Below are 18,377 nucleotides of genomic sequence, written 5' to 3' on the forward strand. Positions count from 1 at the left end.
GACGTCCGTGTTAATCCGGGAATTGTGAATGGATAAGATCGAAGTACGGGGTGCTCGCACCCATAATTTGAAGAATATCAACCTGATCATCCCTCGCGACAAACTGATCGTTGTTACCGGCCTGTCAGGTTCGGGCAAATCCTCGCTGGCGTTCGATACGCTATATGCTGAGGGACAGCGTCGCTATGTGGAGTCGCTTTCCGCCTATGCGCGTCAGTTTCTTTCGCTGATGGAAAAACCGGATGTCGATCATATAGAGGGGCTGTCGCCCGCGATTTCTATCGAACAGAAGTCAACGTCGCATAACCCGCGCTCTACCGTCGGCACCATCACGGAAATCCATGACTACCTGCGCCTGCTGTTTGCTCGCGTGGGCGAACCTCGCTGCCCGGACCACGACGTTACGCTGGCGGCGCAGACGGTCAGCCAGATGGTGGACAACGTGCTGTCAGAGCCGGAAGGCCGCCGCCTGATGCTGCTTGCGCCTATCGTCAAAGAGCGTAAGGGCGAGCACACCAAAACGCTGGAAAACCTGGCTTCTCAGGGATATATCCGCGCGCGTATCGACGGCGAGGTTTGCGATCTCTCCGATCCACCCAAGCTGGAGCTACAGAAAAAGCACACCATTGAAGTCGTTATCGACCGCTTTAAGGTACGCGAAGACCTGAAACAGCGCCTGGCGGAATCGTTTGAAACGGCGCTGGAACTTTCGGGCGGTACGGCGGTGGTAGCCGATATGGACGATCCACAAGCGGAAGAGATGATTTTCTCCGCTAACTTCGCCTGCCCGATTTGCGGCTACAGCATGAGCGAGCTGGAGCCACGCCTGTTCTCGTTTAACAACCCGGCGGGCGCGTGCCCAACCTGTGACGGGCTGGGCGTGCAGCAATATTTCGATCCGGATCGCGTGGTGCAAAACCCGGAGCTGTCGCTGGCGGGCGGCGCAATCCGCGGCTGGGATCGCCGTAACTTTTACTATTTCCAGATGCTGCGCTCGCTGGCCGAACATCTGAACTTTGACGTTGAGGCGCCGTTTGACTCGCTGAGCGATAAAGCGCGCAAGATCATTCTGTACGGCTCCGGCAAAGAGAGCATTGAATTTAAGTATATTAACGATCGCGGCGATACGTCCGTTCGGCGTCATCCGTTTGAAGGCGTGCTGCATAATATGGAACGCCGCTATAAAGAGACGGAATCTAACGCCGTGCGTGAAGATTTGGCGAAGTTTATCAGCAACCGCGCCTGCGCTACCTGTGAAGGTACGCGCCTGCGTCGCGAAGCGCGCCACGTTTACGTTGAGAACACCACGCTGCCGACCATCTCTGATATGAGCATCGGCCATGCGATGGAATTTTTCCAGAACATGAAGCTCAGCGGGCAGCGCGCAAAAATTGCTGAAAAAGTGCTGAAAGAGATTGGCGACCGCCTGAAATTTCTGGTTAACGTAGGGCTGAACTATCTGTCGATGTCCCGCTCTGCCGAAACGCTGTCGGGTGGCGAAGCGCAGCGTATCCGCCTGGCCAGCCAGATCGGTGCCGGACTGGTCGGCGTAATGTACGTACTGGACGAGCCGTCAATAGGCCTGCACCAGCGCGATAACGAGCGCCTGCTGGAAACGCTGGTTCATCTGCGCGATCTTGGCAACACGGTTATCGTGGTTGAGCATGATGAAGATGCGATCCGCGCCGCAGACCACGTGATAGATATCGGGCCAGGCGCTGGCGTGCACGGTGGCCAGGTGGTGGCAGAAGGCACGGTTGACGACATCATGGCGGTAAAAGAGTCGCTGACCGGCCAGTATCTGAGCGGCGAGCGCGGCATTCGGGTGCCTGAAGAGCGCGTCAAGGCGGATGCCAACAAGGTACTTAAGCTGAGCGGCGCCAAAGGTAATAACCTGAAAGACGTTACGCTGACGCTGCCGGTTGGCCTGTTCAGCTGCATTACCGGCGTATCGGGTTCCGGCAAGTCGACGTTGATTAACGATACGCTGTTCCCGATTGCTCAGCGTCAGCTAAACGGCGCTACCATCGCCGAGCCTGCACCCTATCGTGAAGTCAGCGGCATGGAGCATTTCGATAAGGTTATCGATATTGACCAAAGCCCCATCGGCCGTACGCCGCGTTCTAACCCGGCCACCTACACCGGCATCTTTACGCCAGTGCGTGAACTGTTCGCGGGCGTGCCGGAGTCGCGTACGCGCGGCTATACGCCAGGCCGCTTCAGCTTTAACGTGCGCGGCGGGCGCTGCGAGGCCTGCCAGGGCGACGGCGTGATTAAGGTAGAGATGCACTTCCTGCCGGATATCTACGTACCGTGTGACCAGTGTAAGGGCAAGCGCTATAACCGCGAAACGCTGGAAATTAAATACAAAGGCAAGAGCATCCATCAGGTGCTGGAAATGACTATCGAAGAAGCACGCGAATTCTTCGATGCCGTACCTGCACTGGCGCGTAAGCTGCAAACGCTGATGGACGTGGGGCTTTCCTATATCCGCCTCGGCCAGTCTGCTACTACGCTGTCGGGCGGTGAGGCGCAGCGCGTGAAGCTGGCTCGCGAGCTGTCGAAGCGCGGCACCGGTCAAACGCTCTATATTCTTGATGAGCCGACCACCGGCCTGCACTTCGCCGATATCCAACAGCTGTTGGCCGTTCTGCATCAGCTGCGCGATCAGGGCAACACCATTGTGGTAATTGAACACAACCTTGACGTGATCAAAACCGCCGACTGGATTGTTGACCTGGGGCCGGAGGGCGGCAGCGGTGGCGGCCAGATTCTGGTTTCCGGCACGCCGGAAACGGTGGCGGAGTGCAAGGAGTCGCATACTGCACGCTTCCTGAAGCCTTTACTGGCAAAATAAGCGCTACAGCGTGGGCAGATTGCTGCTCACGCTGGTTTTCCCTGAGCACCCGCTGGCGGGTTTAGATTCTGGCACTGGCTTAGATCCAGGCTTAGATTCAGGGTTTGACCTGGGCGTTGGCTCCATCTGGACTTTCGCTTTAGCTTTATCTGGACTTTCGCTTTGGCTTTATCTGGACCTTCGCTTTAGCTTTGTCTGCCCTTTAGCTTCCGTTGTGATTTTGTCTTTAGTTCGGGTTCCCGACTCTGCCGCACCGTTTTATAACCGCGCTTTTTCTACTGCAATTTCTTCCTTCTCTACGATAAACCTCTGCGATTTTTCCCAAAATTATGCTCTTTCAACCAAAGGTTTGCAGGATTGGGCAAGATTTAAAGAGGTTCCGGCATACCTCTGTACGGCGATGACCATTATGCTTAACGGGCTGCTGCCGACGATTTTCTTACACGGCATCAGCATTTTTCCGTACGCTTTGCCATTCCCTTTACAGGAGAGATCATGAACATTACCCATGCTTATGCCGCGAAAAGCGCCGATTCCAGACTCGCGCCGTTTGAGTTCCAGCCGCGCGAACTGCGTGAGCACGATGTACAGATCGAAATTCTTTACTGCGGCGTCTGCCATTCCGACCTGCATCAGGCCCGTAACGAGTGGAAAAACACGATTTTTCCGGTCGTTCCTGGCCATGAAATTGTTGGCCGCGTTACCGCCGTCGGCAGCCATTCGCACAAATACAAAGCAGGCGATCTGGTGGGTGTAGGTTGTCTGGTTGATTCCTGTCGTACCTGCGATAACTGTAAAGAAGACCTGGAGCAGTATTGCGAAAATGGCTTTACCGGCACCTATAACGGTGAAGATCGTGAAACGGGTGATATCACCTACGGCGGCTACTCAACCCAGATCGTTGTGAACGAAGATTTTGTGCTGCGCGTTCCGGAAAATCTGGATCCTGCCGGTGCCGCCCCGCTGCTTTGCGCCGGTATCACGACTTTTTCACCTTTAAATCACTGGGGCGTAGGCCCGGGTAAAAAAGTGGGTATTGTGGGCCTGGGCGGCTTAGGCCATATGGGCGTGAAGATTGCGCATGCGATGGGCGCGCACGTCGTGCTGTTCACCACTTCTCCTTCTAAAGTGGAAGACGGTAAGCGTCTGGGCGCGGATGAAGTCGTTATCTCTAAAGACCCGGAGCAGATGGCGCAGCATACCAACAGCTTCGACTTTATTCTGAATACCGTTGCTGCCCCGCACGATCTGAACCCGTTTATCAGTCTGTTGCGCCGGGACGGCACGCTGACGCTGGTTGGCGCGCCGGAACATGACCATCCATCACCACAGGTATTTAACCTGATCTTTAAGCGTCGCAGCGTGGCTGGCTCACTGATTGGCGGCATTAAAGAAACGCAGGAGATGCTGGATTTCTGCGGCAAGCACAATATCACCTCCGATATTGAGATGATCAAAATGGATGAAATCAACGAAGCCTACGAGCGCATGCTGAAAAGCGACGTGAAATACCGCTTTGTGATTGATATTGCTTCGCTGCGCGGCTAGTTTCCCGCCTGGTTTTTAGCGAAGTAACGTTGTTATAGCCTGTTGGCCCGGTAAATGCTGTAAGCAGCGTCCGGGCCATAGCGGGCGGGGCTGGTGTCGGTACAGCCAGTCTCTGCGTCATGCCGCCTGCAAAAGTGATAAAGCAACGCCGGGCGGATGCCATCTTGCACAGGCAATAACGCAGCGCCAGTTCGCATGCTTTCCTATGCCGTCTTCGTTTCCAGCGCCTGCTGAAGCGAGGCATCCACCAGATAGTAAATCTGTGAGTCCTTCAGCGACCCGTCGAGCAGCACGGTGCTCCAGTGCGATTTGTTAAGGTGTTCGCTGGGTACAACATCATCATGCTTTTCACGCAGTAAATCCGCCAGCGCAGGCGTTGCTTTTAGCGCCACGGCAGGCCGTCCGTTGACCTCATGCACCATCGCAAACAGCACGTCATCCACTTTAATTTGCGTTGCCTTCCAGTTGCTATTAACAGTTTGCTCCGCCCCGGGCTTATCCATGCAGTAAGACAGAAGATCCGATACGTTCATTCTTTGTTCTCCATTAGCCTGATCCCGCCTGAGAAACTTCAGGATGGGGGTTATCTAACTATAGTCGGAGTCGGTATAACTGAAGGCAAAGCGTCTCCCGAAAACGGATATTTTGCACTAACCATAACCATCCTGCATGGTCCGCGTAAAATTATATTATTTCCCACCTCACACAGAAAACCTTATTTTAATTATCCAGCCAACCCTCGTATGGAGATCATAATGTCTACCGAGACAAAAATCAGTCAGGATATAAGAATAACCTCACCTGTCCCTATCGCGTTTATATTACTGTGGAGCTCAGGGTATATTGGTGGTGCATTTGGAGTGCGTTACGGCGAACCCTTCACCATGACCTTTTACCGTTTTGCTTTAGCCGCCATTATTTTCCTTGGCGTTGCTTTAAAAATAAAATCAAAATGGCCGAAAACAGTAAAACCTTATATGCATGCTGTTGTAGTGGGTGTGTTATTACAGGCGTTACAGTTCGGTGGACTTTACACTGGGATCAGCCGTGGTGTACCTGCCGGACAGGCTGCATTGATAGTCGGGCTAATGCCAATATTTGTTATTATCGGCGCATCGCTTTGGCTCGGTGAAAAGCTTAACTGGCGCGATTTACCCGGTTCGCTCTTAGGCGTAGGCGGTGTTGCTATTGTGGTTGCCAGCAGCCTGCTTGAAAGGAGTACCTCTTTATCTGGCTATGCCGCCGTCTGTCTGGCACTAGTTGGTATTACTACAGGTACGCTTTATCAGAAAAAGTTCCTGAGCGGTATCGATTTATGGGTTGGCTGTTTTATACAGATGGTAACGGCCTCGATCATTATGTTCGGTTTAGCCTATTTTACTGAAACAATGCACGTGACGCATGTCGTTCCCTATATTGCCTCTATTGGCTGGGTTACGCTAATGAACTCAGTAGGTGCATTAACACTACTGTATATAATGATCAGACGGGGCGAGACCAGTAAAGCAACCAATTTATTTCACGTTATTCCTGCGACGACACAGATAATGGCTTCACTTACTCTTGGAGAAATCCCGAGCGGTATGGCAATTCTTGGATTTATTGTTTCTGGTGCAGGCGTTTATCTGATGAATCATCAGCGTAATAAATAAAAACCCCAATCTAAAGGAAAAAAAATGCTGCAAGGTTTAACAATTAATAATTTATTCACTGCTCTAACTGATACGAAAAATAACAGCTTCCCAATACATGATTTTAAAAGTTTACCGTTTAAACCCTATGAAGTTGAAGGCCGTGAAGGTGTTTCAGTATTCATGCTTTATGACGACAAAGGCAGTGAGGGGCAAGGCCCGTCGGCTGCGCTGGTAAACTATGTACCGGGAGCCAAAACTCCGACTCATCTTCATCCGGGATGGGAACTGGTTCTGGTGTTGGAAGGTGAATTAATTGACGATCGTGGACGCCATGTGGCTGGGGTACTTCAAACGTATCCGCCGGGATCAAGTCATGCCTTGTCATCAGAATTGGGTTGCACATTTTTGGTGGTATGGGAAAAACCGGTACAACCAGTATCTGCTTACAGCAGCGCAATAAGCCATTAATTCACAGGATATTAATCCATTATGCAGGTTATTAATGAACAAGAAGCAGCCAGGCTGCTTCAGGATCAATGGACTGTGGTTCCTGGCGGATTCGGCAGCTGTGGACATCCAGATTCACTGACTCGCGCCATCCGTAGCAGATTCGACGATGAAGGCGCGCCAAAAAACCTCTCCTTATTATTTGCTTCTGCAGCAGGAGATCGGCTCGGCAAAGGCGTTGACGCCCTGGCATTGCCTGGCCTGGTTGCGAAAGCCATTGGTGGATTTTGGGGGCTGGTCCCCGCGCTAAGCAATATGGCGACTCAGGGAACGATCGAAGCCCATAACTGGCCACAGGGAATCGTAAGCCAGCTGTTCAGAGCTATTGCATCAGGCAAATCGGGCATTTACTCAAAAATTGGATTAGAAACTTTTGTCGACCCGGACCGTGATGGGGGTTTATTAAACTGCGGCGGGTCACCATCACTGGTAAAAAAGCTTGCTCTGGATGATGAACAAATTCTTTTTTATCCGTCAATTAAAATTGATTGTGCATTGTTAAGAGGTTCCTGTAGCGATCGGGAAGGGAATATCTCAATGTATAACGAAGTCTCATACAGCGATGCTCTGTCACAAGCCATGGCGGCTAAAAATAGCGGCGGTATCGTCATCGTTCAGGTAGAAAAGATAGTTGAACATGATGAGTTACAACCTCACCATGTCAATATCCCGGGTATTCTTGTTGATTATGTGGTAGTTGCTAAAGAAGGAGACCACCCCCAAACTTATGGCAATATTAACAATCCTGAATTCGTTACGCGTGGTAAGAAGAAACATAGTTCTGAAGAAATCAGTATTGCCGAAAAAATTATTGCTCGACGTGCGCTAGCAGAAATCAATCATACCAATGCAAAGGTAGTCAATCTGGGGATAGGTATCCCGGCACTAATAGGAAACCTCGACCAGGAAAATAACACTAAACGCCGATTTTGCCTTACGGTAGAGTCCGGTATCATTGGCGGAGATCCTGCTTCAGGACTCTCATTTGGCGCAAGTACACATCCTGATGCCATCATTGAGCAAGCGGCACTCTTCGACTTTTATGAAGGTGGAGGACTCGATCTTTCCTGCCTCGGCTTTGCCGAAGTTGATACTTTTGGGAATATCAACGTATCGAAATTCAATAGCCGTGTTTTTGGTGCAGGGGGGTTTATCAATATTACCCAGTCGACAAAAAATATCTTATTCTGCGGAACTTTCACAGCTATTGGCCTTGAAGTTTCTTTGGCTGACGGGAACCTTATAATAATAAAAGAAGGGAGCGTGAAAAAATTCGTGAAAAATGTATCACATTTAACATTTAATGGTAATTACTCAGCAAAGCTAAAGCAAAACATAAAACTAATTACTGAACGAGCTGTTTTTACTTTAAAAAATAGTGTCATATATCTTGACGAATACGCACCTGGAATTAACATCAATACAGATATAATCGCTAACATGGATGCAAACGTAGTCATTTCCGCCGATTGTAGAATGATGGATAAAAAAATATTTTATTAAATAGAGCACTAGAAAGTACTAAAAAGATTATATTACATCAAGGATAAACCCCATGTCTGGCAAAGTTATTACCATTATCGGAGGCGGTGCCTCAAGTGTGTCGATGATTCATTCATTACTGAATGGCATTGAAAAGAAAAACACAAAAGAAAACTTAACTATATTCATGATAGAGAAGCGCTCTGGATTCGGTCGAGGTCTGGCTTATTCGGAAGATGTAACAACTAATCTTCTGAACACCAAAGCGGGTTTTATTACGCCTTTTACTGACAGGCCGGGCCATTTTTACCAATGGCTTGATGAAAACCGCACCGTTTGGGAAGATGATTTCCCAGATATTGATATTAATCAGGATGCATTTTTGCCACGTCCACTATTCGGACACTATCTTTCAAACATGGTACAGCATCTTTGTTCAAGAGCACTAAGTTTGGAATGCCGATTAATCCCTGTAAAAGATGAAGCTATCAGACTAAGTTTTTCACATGATGGGCATGTTGTTGTTTCCACTAAAAATAATTTATCATTCTCAAGCGATCATGTTGTGGTCAGCTGCGGAAATGGTGGCAGCCTGGAGTATAGCGCTCTGGATGGCGAAAAAAACTTTTTTTCAAGTCCTTACCCTGTAAAACGTACCGCGAGAAACGTTCCTAAAGATGCCCGGGTTGCCATTATCGGTTCCAGATTGAGCGCAATTGATACTGTTTTGGGTTTGAAGAAAAATGGACATACTGGGAAGATTACCCTTCATTCCCGCACTGGCGCCCTGCCTTCAGTAAGAGGCTCACAGGGTCGCTATCAACCTCAGTACCTTACGCTGGAAAAGGTACATGCTCATCTTAAAAAACATAATGAAATCCGTCTGGGTGATGTAATTACCTGGGTTATCCAGGAGCTGGCTGCGGCTGGCGAGAACATAAAATTATCTCCAGATAACCTTATCGCTAACTGTACTCAACCTAATCCACTGGACTATTTGAAAAGTGAAATTATAAAAGCAAAAAGCCCACGCCTCTGGCAGGCCGTTCTTTATGCCACAAACAGTATTATTGATCTTGTTTGGGCTTCGATGCCTGAAGAGGATAAGAAAAAATTCTGGCCTTACTTCTCATGGTGGGTAACCTATCGTGTTTCAATTCCTGTTGAAAATGCAATCAAAATGCGAGACCTTCTTCTTAACAAAGAGATGGCTATCATTCCTGGTACCGTAAGTATCATAAAAGAAAAAGATTCTTTTATCGTCAAAACACAGCACGAAACAGTCGTAAAAAATTATGAATATGATGTGGTCATTGCTGCAACGGGAACGCCAAGAAATATAAAATATCTGGATAATCCTCTTGTACAGGACATGTTGGAACAAAAAATCGCAACACCAAATCCTTTTGGTGGGATTGACGTTACCATTTCCTCAGGAAATATTATTAATGCCAATGGAAATATAGATGAAAGGATAACAGTACTTGGCGAGCTAACGAGTGGAACTTTTCTTTTTACCAGCGTATTGGAAATTAATGCACGCCACGCCGCAGATCGGGCACAAAACATCCTTGCAAAGCTTGAAAAGCTGAACCTACCGAAAGAAGACAAGGATCAGATGCGCCGCGTTGGTTAATAAAAAATGATGGCAGATCAGTAAATTATTTTTGCCATCATTTCATTAAGTAATAAGTATATGCAAAAAGAATCTAAATTTAGGATTTATCATATAATTCTTGATTAATTACTGTAATCAAGATTACATTATAGAAACTTTTCGTCACCAATACTTACATTATTGTAAATCAACAACATGTTAATGTATTTTTAAATAACCCTTCCTGGTGACATATGAGAGTTAACCTGGACGTTCAATCTCTGCGAAGCTTTATTAAGGTTGCAGAAGTTAAAAATTTCACGCGTGCAGCAGAATTAATCAACCTTACCCAACCTGCCATAAGCCAACAAATCCGGCGGCTTGAAGAGCTTCTTGATACACCTCTTTTTGCCAGGCAGAATAAACAGGTTTTACTTACGCCTGCCGGGGAACAGCTATTAAAACATGCCAGAGAAATAGTTGAGTCCAATGACCGAATCGCCGAGCTTTTTCACAGTAAGAATAAAAAAGAAGTCGTGACCTTGGGTATGCCTGAGCATTTCTGCGAAATGATCCTGCCGCAAATCATTGCCAGCATGGCAGCCAGACTCCCGGCTGTGCAAATTGTGGTTAAAGTCGCCCGCTCAGCTTTGCTTTCTGATGCCGTCAACGAAGGAAAGATTGATATTGGCTTGGTTATCGATGAAGCCGAAAAAATGCAGGAAAATGTCTGGCATAACCTGGCTATTAAATGGTGTGTCAGCGAAGAAATCGATATTTCAGATAAGAATGAGGTTCCGCTGGCCTTATTCAAAGCCCCCTGCGGCTTTCGTAACCTGGCGATCAAAAGCCTTGAAGATCAGGGAATAAGCTGGCGTTGTGCTTACGAATCGGAAGATCTGATCTCTTTACGCTCTGCGGTTAAAGCAGGAATTGGCGTCACCGTGCTTCCCTGGCTGGCTGAACAACCGGGCCTGAAGAGCTTCGAGACTTTCTCGCACTTCCCCCAATTGCCACATTTTGCCGTCGGGCTAAAGCAACGCGACGGCTGGAATCCTGCCTGGAAAGAGGAATTAATCGATCTGATTCAGACAGCATGGTCAACGCAATATCAAAAAAGAGAGTGTTTTCCTGAGCCGGGCTCCACTATTCCCTCATAAGAATCGCCGCCTATTCCCCTTGCAGCGTGGCGACGATACGCCGGGCACCGCCATGAACCCGGTGTTCGCCCAGCCAGATGCCTTGCCAGGTGCCCAGCAGCAATTTCCCACGGCTTACCGGCAGCGTTAGCGAAACGCCCAGCGATGAGGACTTGATATGCGCTGGCATATCGTCTGCGCCTTCGTAATCGTGTTCATAACGTGCATTTTCCGGCACCTGACGCAGAAAATGGTTTTCCATATCGCTTCTGACCGTAGGATCGCAATTTTCATTCAGCGTCAGCGAGGCGGAGGTATGCTGCAACAGCAGATGCAACAGCCCTACCTGTACATCGCCAAGTCGTCGCAGCTCCTGCGTTATTTCATCCGTAATCAGATGAAAACCTCGGGTTTTAGGGTTCAGGGTAAGCGTTTGCTGATACCACATTGTGATGCTCCTTAGCTGAGTGAGTCCCGTTAAGTGTGCAGCAAGCGGCCAAAAGGTAAACCCGAAACGGCAAAAAGAGTGCTGCTCTGACTCAATGGTTTAAAGCAGATGACGTAACAAAGCCGTCGCGACTACGCTAATCACTACAACAGGTAACAGGGAAAAGCGCATCGCAGCCAGCAGAGAAATAGCTAACGCCAGCAGATCTGCCGGACTGGTCGTCACAAAGTGAGGCGCAACGATCGTAATCAGGACACAGCCGGGCGCGGCTTCCATGATTGCTTTGGTACGGGCGCTAAGCACTCTGTCACGCAATAACAGGTAACCCGCGATACGCGTCAGATAAGTAGTTGCGGCCATTAATACAATAGTCAGTAACGTCAGGCTCATGAAACTTTCCTGTTCAGCAGCAGGATGGCAATAATGCCGCTGGCCGCGCCAACCGGCACGTAGGCGGCACCGGGAAAATAGTGATAGGTTGCGCCTGCGCAAATCAGGCTTACCAGCCACGGCAAACCGGAGCGAAAGCCTTTCCACATGCCTTTCAGCAGAACCAGAAAAACGGCCGGAAACGCCATATCAAACCCCCAGCGCGTGATATCCCCTAACACTGGCCCAACAATTACGCCCAGCCCGGTGGCAAATATCCATGTAAACCAAAGCGACCCCGCCACTCCGGCATAAAAACCCGTACTGAACGAAGGATAAAGGCCTGCCGCTCTGCGTCTGGCGACATCCGTTATGCTCATGGCCCAGCTTTCATCACACATCAGGAAAAGCGCGAAAAGCGCTTTACGCGGCGGCAGATGCGCCAGAGAAGGAGCCAGCGCCGCGCCCATCAACAGATGGCGGCTATTGACCAGCAGAGTGACCAGCACAATAGTCAGCAGAGGCGGTGGCGAAGCCCACAGCGCTACAGCCGCAAACTCCGAACCGCCAGCGAAGTTTAGCCCTGTCATTAACGTCAGGTTAAACAGCGAGAACCCCTGCTGCTGCGCCTGCGCACCAAGCAAGAGACCAAATGGCAGTATGCCAATAAGAATGGGAAGAGTGGCAAGCATGCCACGCCATACTTCTTCAGAAAAAGAGCGTTCGGACAACGCCTGAGAGTTGCTGCTGGACATAAACGGTCTCCGTATGAGCCGTTTAGTATATAAAAATTGTATGAGGTTGGATTGTTATCGTTCGGTTAATATTTATCGCCGCAGGCCGGTGGGGACGAGAAAAGATGGCCACAGTCAGAACGACGGTGGCCAGAAAAAATTACATCACCGCAGCAAAAGCCTCGGCAACCTGATGCACGTTATCACTGTTCAGGCCAGCCACACACATACGTCCGCTGGCGATCAGGTAGATACCGAACTCGTCGCGCAGGCGATCGACCTGCGCCGCGCTCAGGCCGGTATAGCTGAACATGCCGCGCTGCTTTAACAGATAGTCAAAGTTTTTGCCCGGCACTGCCGTAGTCAGCACGTCCACCAGCGCCTGACGCATCGTGGAGATACGCACGCGCATCGCCTCAACTTCCGCCAGCCAGTCCGCTTTCAGCTGTGCATCATTCAGCACGCAGGCAACGACCTGTGCGCCAAAGTTTGGCGGGCTTGAATAGTTGCGGCGCACGGTAGCTTTTAACTGACCAAGCACGCGGGAGGCTTCTTCTGCATCTTCACAGACCACGGACAGGCCGCCGACGCGCTCGCCATACAGCGAGAAAATTTTGGAAAAAGAGTTGCTGACCAGCGCAGGCAAACCGGCGGCGGCAATAGCGCGGATCGCATAGGCATCCTCTTCCATTCCGCTACCAAAACCCTGATAGGCGATATCCAGGAACGGGATAAGGTCGCGCTCTTTCAGCACTTCCGTCACGTTGTCCCACTGCTCGTTAGTCAGATCGGCACCGGTCGGGTTATGACAGCACGGATGCAGCAGCACGATACTCTGCGGCGGCAGCGTTTTCAGCGCGGCAACAAGCTCTTCGAACTTCACGCCGTTAGTGGCATCGTCATACCACGGATAGGTATTTACCTGGAAACCTGCGCCGGAAAAAATGGCGATATGGTTTTCCCAGGTTGGGTTACTGACCCAAACCTGAGATCCCGGAAAATAGGCCTTCAGGAAATCAGCGCCAACCTTCAGCGCGCCGGAGCCGCCAACGGTCTGGATGGTGGCGATACGTCCCGCTTTCAGTGCCGGATGATCCTGACCAAACAGCAAAGGCGCTACCGCACTACGATATGCCGGCAAACCTTCCATCGGTAAATAGAGAGAGGCGTCGTGCGCCTGGGCATTCAGACGTGCTTCTGCGGCGGCAACCGCCTTCAGCTGTGGGATAACGCCCTGTCCGTCATAGTAAAGCCCGATGCTCAGGTTAACTTTATGCGGGCGCGTATCCTGCTTATAGGTTTCCATCAGGGAAAGAATTGGATCGCCAGCGTAGGCGTCGACGTTTTGAAACACGGTGAAAATCTCCATTGATAAGTTAGGTCAGGCTGCCACGGCAACGGACGCCTTGCCTTTGTCATTCTTCAGACAGAATAGCGGCCAGGACGGTGGTTCATCGCAATAATCAGATTGAGGATCGCTGCGCCCGCGATGGAGGCCGCCAGCATCGGCAGCGACACCACAAACAGCGAGGCCAGCACCACGCAGGTATCAACCGCCATTTGCAGCTTTCCGGCACGGATACCGTAACGATCCTGCAGCCACAGCGCCAGAATATTTATGCCGCCCAGGCTAGCCTTGTGCCGAAACAATACTATAAACCCGACGCCCATGACGACGTTACCGAACAGTGTCGCATAAAAGGGATCCAGCGCGGAAAAATGGATAAAAAGCGGATGCAGGTGGCTGAACAGCGACACCAGCCCAACCGCGCAAAAGGTTTTGACCGTGAAAACCCAGCCCATTCTGCGTGCGGCCAGCCAGTAAAACGGCAGATTAATCAGAAAGAAAGCCACGCCAAAAGAAGTATGGGTCAGATAGCTGATAAGAAAGGCGATACCGGCGGTGCTGCCGGTTAACGCTCCGGCGCTTTTCAAAAGCATCACGCCAAAAGAAACCATTAACGTGCCAAACAGTAGTGCAAGCGCATCTTCGACAAAGGTATGCGGGATGCTGGCGGGCTGAACGACATTATCCATGATGCTGATCCTCCGGGAAATAACCTTATTTCCAGCAAAAAGCGCACCACTTTACCCCTGAAAAATCTATATTTTCAAAGGATTGATTAACTTACTGATAAACCAGCAATTAAATTTTCTGTTTTGTGTATGGAAACACTAAAAAAACAGAAATGACGTGCATGAAATTTGCTTTTTCTGCACAGATTACGCATAAGTCCGGGTTTACGTGCACCAGATTGATCCACAGCGCCCGCAACAGCTCTTTAAGCACAGCCTGGCGTCATCATGCCGTTTTCTTTCAGACGGCTAAGCACCACGGACGTTTTCACATGCGACACGCTTTTGTGCCCCGCCACCAGCTGGCTGATTAAAGCGCTTAAACCTGCCAGATCGGCCACGGCGACCTTTAACAGATAGTCAGCGTCGCCCGTGGTTTTATAGGCGTCCACAATAGCTGACTGCCCGGCGACCATATGGTGGAAGCTGTCGACGTATTCTTCGGTGTGGTTGATAAGGCGAACTTCGATCAGGCCAATCATGCCCAGGCCAACCGCATCGGGCGATAGCCGGGCATGGTAGCCGAGGATCAGCCCGGCCTGTTCAAGATTGATACGACGACGGGAGCATTGGGAAGCAGAAAGCCCGACTAAATCGCTCAACTCCTGATTGGTCAGGCGGCCGTTGCTTTCCAGTAAGGTCAATATCTTGAGATCATAATCATCAATCTGGGTCATTATTCGTCCGGCGGCTAAGCATTTCCTGCCGGACAGATAACCCCAGTTGCCGCTCTGTTGTCCAACACTATTTTATTCGTCGTCGTACTGCGGCCCGGCGTAGTTGTCAAAGCGCGACCACTGGCCGTTAAAGGTCAGGCGTACCGTCCCGATAGGACCGTTACGCTGCTTGCCCAGAATGATTTCTGCAATGCCTTTCAGATCGCTGTTCTCGTGATAAACCTCGTCACGATAGATAAACATAATCAGGTCGGCATCCTGCTCGATAGAGCCGGACTCACGCAGATCCGAGTTGACCGGGCGTTTATCCGCACGCTGCTCAAGAGAACGGTTAAGCTGCGACAGCGCCACCACCGGCACCTGCAACTCTTTAGCCAACGCCTTTAGCGAGCGTGAGATTTCTGCAATTTCCAGCGTACGATTATCGGAAAGCGCCGGCACGCGCATCAGCTGCAGGTAGTCGATCATAATCATGCTCAGCCCGCCGTGCTCGCGGAAAATACGGCGCGCGCGCGAACGTACTTCCGTTGGCGTCAGGCCGGACGAATCATCGATAAACATGTTCTTTTTCTCCAGCAGAATACCCATCGTGCTGGAGATACGCGCCCAGTCCTCGTCGTCGAGCTGGCCGGTACGAATACGTGTCTGATCGACGCGCGAAAGGGAAGCCAACATACGCATCATCAGCTGTTCGCCGGGCATCTCCAGGCTGAAGATCAGCACCGGTTTATCCTGTAGCATCGCCGCATTTTCGCAGAGGTTCATGGCAAATGTGGTTTTACCCATCGACGGACGAGCCGCGACAATAATCAGATCCGAACGCTGCAGGCCAGCGGTTTTCTTATTCAGATCCTGATAACCGGTATCCACGCCGGTTACCCCATCGTGAGGCGTCTGATAGAGCGATTCGATCCTGGAGATCGTCGCTTCCAGAATTTGATCGACGCTTTTTGGCCCTTCATCCTTGTTGGCGCGATTTTCTGCGATCTGGAAAACGCGTGATTCGGCCAGATCCAACAAGTCTTCACTGGAACGGCCCTGCGGATCGTAACCCGCGTCAGCGATCTCATTTGCCACTGCGATCATTTCGCGGACAACTGCACGTTCACGCACGATATCGGCATAGGCACCGATATTCGCCGCACTTGGCGTATTTTTAGATAGCTCGGCCAGATAAGCAAAGCCGCCAACCATGTTCAGCTCGCCCTTGGTTTCCAGGGATTCTGAAAGCGTGATCAGATCGATAGGCTTGCTCATTTCCAGCAGGCGCTGCATTTCGCTGAAGATCATGCGGTGCGGACGACTGAAAAAGTCCTGTGCCACCACGCGCTCGGACACGTTATCCCAGCGTTCGTTATCCAGCATCAGTCCGCCCAACACGGATTGCTCCGCTTCCAGAGAATGGGGCGGCAGCTTCAGCCCTTCCATTTGCCGGTCGCGCGGCTCACGGTTTTCATTGGATTTGTTGGTGGGTTTATTTCCTGCCATAGTGATGTAATACCTTGTGTGGGGACGCGCCAGTATACCCGTTTGGCGACCTTTCGTCCTCCCCGAATGACGCCGAATCAACAGGAGTGACCATGCCAAAACGTATACAAATCAGCCAGCACGGCGGGCCGGAAGTGATGCAGGTGATTGACGTTGCCATGCCTGAACCAGCGGCGGGCGAAGTGGTAGTTGAGAACAAGGCCATCGGCATCAATTACATTGATACCTATGTACGCAGCGGGCTTTATCCGGCATCTTTGCCCTGTGGACTGGGCACGGAAGCGGCAGGCATAGTAAAAAGCGTGGGCGAAGGCGTGACGATGGTAAAAGCGGGCGATCGCGTGGTCTATGCACAATCTGCTCTCGGCGCTTACAGCGAGTATCATGCCGTTGCAGCCGATAAGCTGGCTATCTTGCCTGACAGTATCTCTTTTGAACAGGCGGCGGCTTCGTTTCTGAAAGGCCTGACCGTACATTATCTGCTGCGCCAGACTTATGTCGTGCAGCCGGATGAAACTTTCCTTTTCCAGGCGGCGGCCGGCGGCGTGGGACTGATAGCCTGCCAGTGGGCGAAAGCGCTGGGCGCGCATCTGATAGGCACCGTAGGCTCGGCGGAAAAAGCGGCCAGAGCGCAAGAGGCTGGGGCCTGGGCCACCATTAACTACCGTGAAGAAGACGTAGCGAAACGCGTGCTGGAACTGACCAACGGCAAGAAAGTGCGCGTTGTTTACGATTCGGTAGGTAAAGATACCTGGGAAGCTTCTCTGGACTGCTTACAGCGGCGGGGTTTGATGGTCAGCTTTGGCAATTCGTCAGGCCCGGTTAGCGGCGTAAATCTGGCCATTCTTAACCAGAAAGGTTCGCTGTATGTTACCCGTCCCTCTTTGAACGGCTATATCACTACAGCGGACGCGTTGACTCAGGCCAGCAACGAGCTGTTTTCGCTGATTGCCAGCGGCGCGATTAAAGTAGATGTGCCGGAGCAGCAGAAGTTCGCGCTGACGGATGCTCAGCAGGCGCACAAAACGCTGGAAAGCCGCGTCACGCAGGGTTCCAGCCTGCTTATCCCCTGATTCGCTTCTCGCGTTTCAGATGCCGGAAATAAGCTGGGCTTCCCGAAGGAAGCCCATTTTTCTTTTTTATAGTTCGCGCTGTTTGTAGGGTCAGCGGCGATGAATTTTGGAAATTCAGTGGAGCCATCCTGGCAGAATTGATAAGTAAAAAATATGCTTAATTGCAAAATCATCTATGAAAACTGTCAGGTTGTGATCGATACCGCATTACAGTCTGCAACTTTGTCGACAACGCATTGATATTAGCGAGATATCCAACGCTTTGTTGTTGCCGACGGCTTTTTATAGGCGCGATAAATCCAGACGACGGCCACGGCAAGCGCCAGCCATGGCAGCATTTTAACTACCATCATTAGCAATCCCGCAAACATCATCACCACGCTGGCAACGATTACCGCCAGGATAATACCCAGTAGAGAAACGCCGGTGAGTAGCAACATGACAAAGAAGCCGAGAACAAAGAAAATTTCCATAGCGTACTCCTGATTAAAGATATTCTTCTTTATTACAAGATGCGTGCCAGGTTTCTGTTTATCTAATATATTGAAAATAATGCGGATAATCAAAAGGACTACCGGCGACGTAGTCAATATCGTCACTACCTGGCGCGATATTGACCAGGTTTTGAGAAAACAGATTGTCTGGCACCGAGCCCGAGGTCTTGCCTAACGGCTTAGTCGCCTGACCAGCAACAATAGCCGTAGCGCCCATAACGATTTACAGGCTAACAGCGATGCCACATTAATAT

18 protein-coding genes are annotated in these 18,377 nt (G+C 50.5%); 9 read left to right on the plus strand and 9 right to left on the minus strand.

The features are described from left to right. Positions 1-28: 28 nt before the first annotated feature. From uvrA to ACMGGR_RS19920, 3 genes are read left to right on the plus strand one after another with little or no spacing between them, the layout of a single operon-like run. Entirely contained in the window at positions 29-2,857 is a 2,829-nt protein-coding gene (gene uvrA / locus ACMGGR_RS19910) for an excinuclease ABC subunit UvrA (RefSeq protein WP_246761285.1), read from the plus strand. A gap of 19 nt (positions 2,858-2,876) precedes the next feature. Next, positions 2,877-3,356 carry a hypothetical protein gene (locus tag ACMGGR_RS19915; RefSeq protein ID WP_414147692.1) on the plus strand — a complete coding sequence of 160 codons (480 nt, stop codon included), beginning with the start codon at positions 2,877-2,879 and terminating at the stop codon, positions 3,354-3,356. Further along, the gene (locus ACMGGR_RS19920) at positions 3,353-4,405 is read left to right on the plus strand and encodes an NAD(P)-dependent alcohol dehydrogenase (RefSeq protein WP_246761284.1); all 1,053 of its coding nucleotides are present in this window, start codon (positions 3,353-3,355) and stop codon (positions 4,403-4,405) included. The genes ACMGGR_RS19915 and ACMGGR_RS19920 overlap by 4 nt, the downstream gene beginning before the upstream one ends. Positions 4,406-4,608: 203 nt before the next feature. Here the strand turns inward: ACMGGR_RS19920 and ACMGGR_RS19925 are convergent, their stop codons facing one another. Continuing rightward, positions 4,609-4,938 (minus strand): MmcQ/YjbR family DNA-binding protein, encoded by a 330-nt coding sequence (locus ACMGGR_RS19925; protein ID WP_246761283.1) that lies wholly within the window; start codon positions 4,936-4,938, stop codon positions 4,609-4,611. Between the two features lie 222 nt (positions 4,939-5,160). Here ACMGGR_RS19925 and ACMGGR_RS19930 point away from each other — a divergent pair, with 222 nt between their 5' ends. From ACMGGR_RS19930 to ACMGGR_RS19950, 5 genes are all read left to right on the plus strand, one after another. Then, positions 5,161-6,057: a DMT family transporter gene (locus ACMGGR_RS19930; protein WP_414147693.1), complete on the plus strand. Its 897-nt coding sequence runs from the start codon at positions 5,161-5,163 to the stop codon at positions 6,055-6,057. Between the two features lie 24 nt (positions 6,058-6,081). Further along, positions 6,082-6,507: a cupin domain-containing protein gene (locus ACMGGR_RS19935; RefSeq protein WP_414147694.1), complete on the plus strand. Its 426-nt coding sequence runs from the start codon at positions 6,082-6,084 to the stop codon at positions 6,505-6,507. A 21-nt stretch (positions 6,508-6,528) separates the two neighbouring features. Further along, positions 6,529-8,049: an acyl CoA:acetate/3-ketoacid CoA transferase gene (locus tag ACMGGR_RS19940; RefSeq protein WP_414147695.1), complete on the plus strand. Its 1,521-nt coding sequence runs from the start codon at positions 6,529-6,531 to the stop codon at positions 8,047-8,049. Positions 8,050-8,101: 52 nt separating this feature from the next. Further along, complete coding sequence (locus tag ACMGGR_RS19945) at positions 8,102-9,664, plus strand: FAD/NAD(P)-binding protein (RefSeq protein ID WP_414147696.1); 1,563 nt, start codon at positions 8,102-8,104, stop codon at positions 9,662-9,664. 215 nt (positions 9,665-9,879) lie between these two features. Continuing rightward, complete coding sequence (locus tag ACMGGR_RS19950) at positions 9,880-10,785, plus strand: LysR family transcriptional regulator (RefSeq protein ID WP_414147697.1); 906 nt, start codon at positions 9,880-9,882, stop codon at positions 10,783-10,785. Positions 10,786-10,795: 10 nt separating this feature from the next. Here the strand turns inward: ACMGGR_RS19950 and ACMGGR_RS19955 are convergent, their stop codons facing one another. The 7 genes from ACMGGR_RS19955 to dnaB form a co-directional block, all read right to left on the minus strand. Beyond that, positions 10,796-11,212 carry a secondary thiamine-phosphate synthase enzyme YjbQ gene (locus ACMGGR_RS19955; RefSeq protein ID WP_414147698.1) on the minus strand — a complete coding sequence of 139 codons (417 nt, stop codon included), beginning with the start codon at positions 11,210-11,212 and terminating at the stop codon, positions 10,796-10,798. A gap of 99 nt (positions 11,213-11,311) precedes the next feature. Further along, entirely contained in the window at positions 11,312-11,602 is a 291-nt protein-coding gene (locus ACMGGR_RS19960; protein ID WP_246761281.1) for an AzlD family protein, read from the minus strand. Next, positions 11,599-12,336 carry an AzlC family ABC transporter permease gene (locus tag ACMGGR_RS19965; RefSeq protein WP_414147699.1) on the minus strand — a complete coding sequence of 246 codons (738 nt, stop codon included), beginning with the start codon at positions 12,334-12,336 and terminating at the stop codon, positions 11,599-11,601. The genes ACMGGR_RS19960 and ACMGGR_RS19965 overlap by 4 nt, the downstream gene beginning before the upstream one ends. Before the next feature lie 139 nt (positions 12,337-12,475). Continuing rightward, the gene (locus tag ACMGGR_RS19970; RefSeq protein WP_246761279.1) at positions 12,476-13,669 is read right to left on the minus strand and encodes an amino acid aminotransferase; all 1,194 of its coding nucleotides are present in this window, start codon (positions 13,667-13,669) and stop codon (positions 12,476-12,478) included. Between the two features lie 68 nt (positions 13,670-13,737). After that, the gene (locus ACMGGR_RS19975; protein ID WP_414147700.1) at positions 13,738-14,352 is read right to left on the minus strand and encodes a YitT family protein; all 615 of its coding nucleotides are present in this window, start codon (positions 14,350-14,352) and stop codon (positions 13,738-13,740) included. Between the two features lie 245 nt (positions 14,353-14,597). Next, on the minus strand, positions 14,598-15,068 hold the full coding sequence (locus ACMGGR_RS19980) for an Lrp/AsnC family transcriptional regulator (protein ID WP_246761277.1): 471 nt from the start codon (positions 15,066-15,068) through the stop codon (positions 14,598-14,600). Between the two features lie 72 nt (positions 15,069-15,140). After that, positions 15,141-16,556, minus strand: coding sequence for a replicative DNA helicase (dnaB, locus tag ACMGGR_RS19985; RefSeq protein WP_246761276.1), 1,416 nt, complete (start codon positions 16,554-16,556; stop codon positions 15,141-15,143). A gap of 92 nt (positions 16,557-16,648) precedes the next feature. Here dnaB and ACMGGR_RS19990 point away from each other — a divergent pair, with 92 nt between their 5' ends. Beyond that, positions 16,649-17,629, plus strand: a complete 981-nt coding sequence (locus ACMGGR_RS19990) for a quinone oxidoreductase (protein ID WP_246761275.1) — start codon at positions 16,649-16,651, stop codon at positions 17,627-17,629. Positions 17,630-17,871: 242 nt separating this feature from the next. Here the strand turns inward: ACMGGR_RS19990 and pspG are convergent, their stop codons facing one another. Then, positions 17,872-18,102, minus strand: a complete 231-nt coding sequence (pspG, locus tag ACMGGR_RS19995; protein ID WP_414147701.1) for an envelope stress response protein PspG — start codon at positions 18,100-18,102, stop codon at positions 17,872-17,874. Positions 18,103-18,377: the final 275 nt, after the last annotated feature.

The organism is Erwinia sp. BNK-24-b (assembly GCF_047456155.1).
In the GTDB taxonomy this organism is placed as follows: Bacteria; Pseudomonadota; Gammaproteobacteria; order Enterobacterales; family Enterobacteriaceae; genus Erwinia; species Erwinia phyllosphaerae.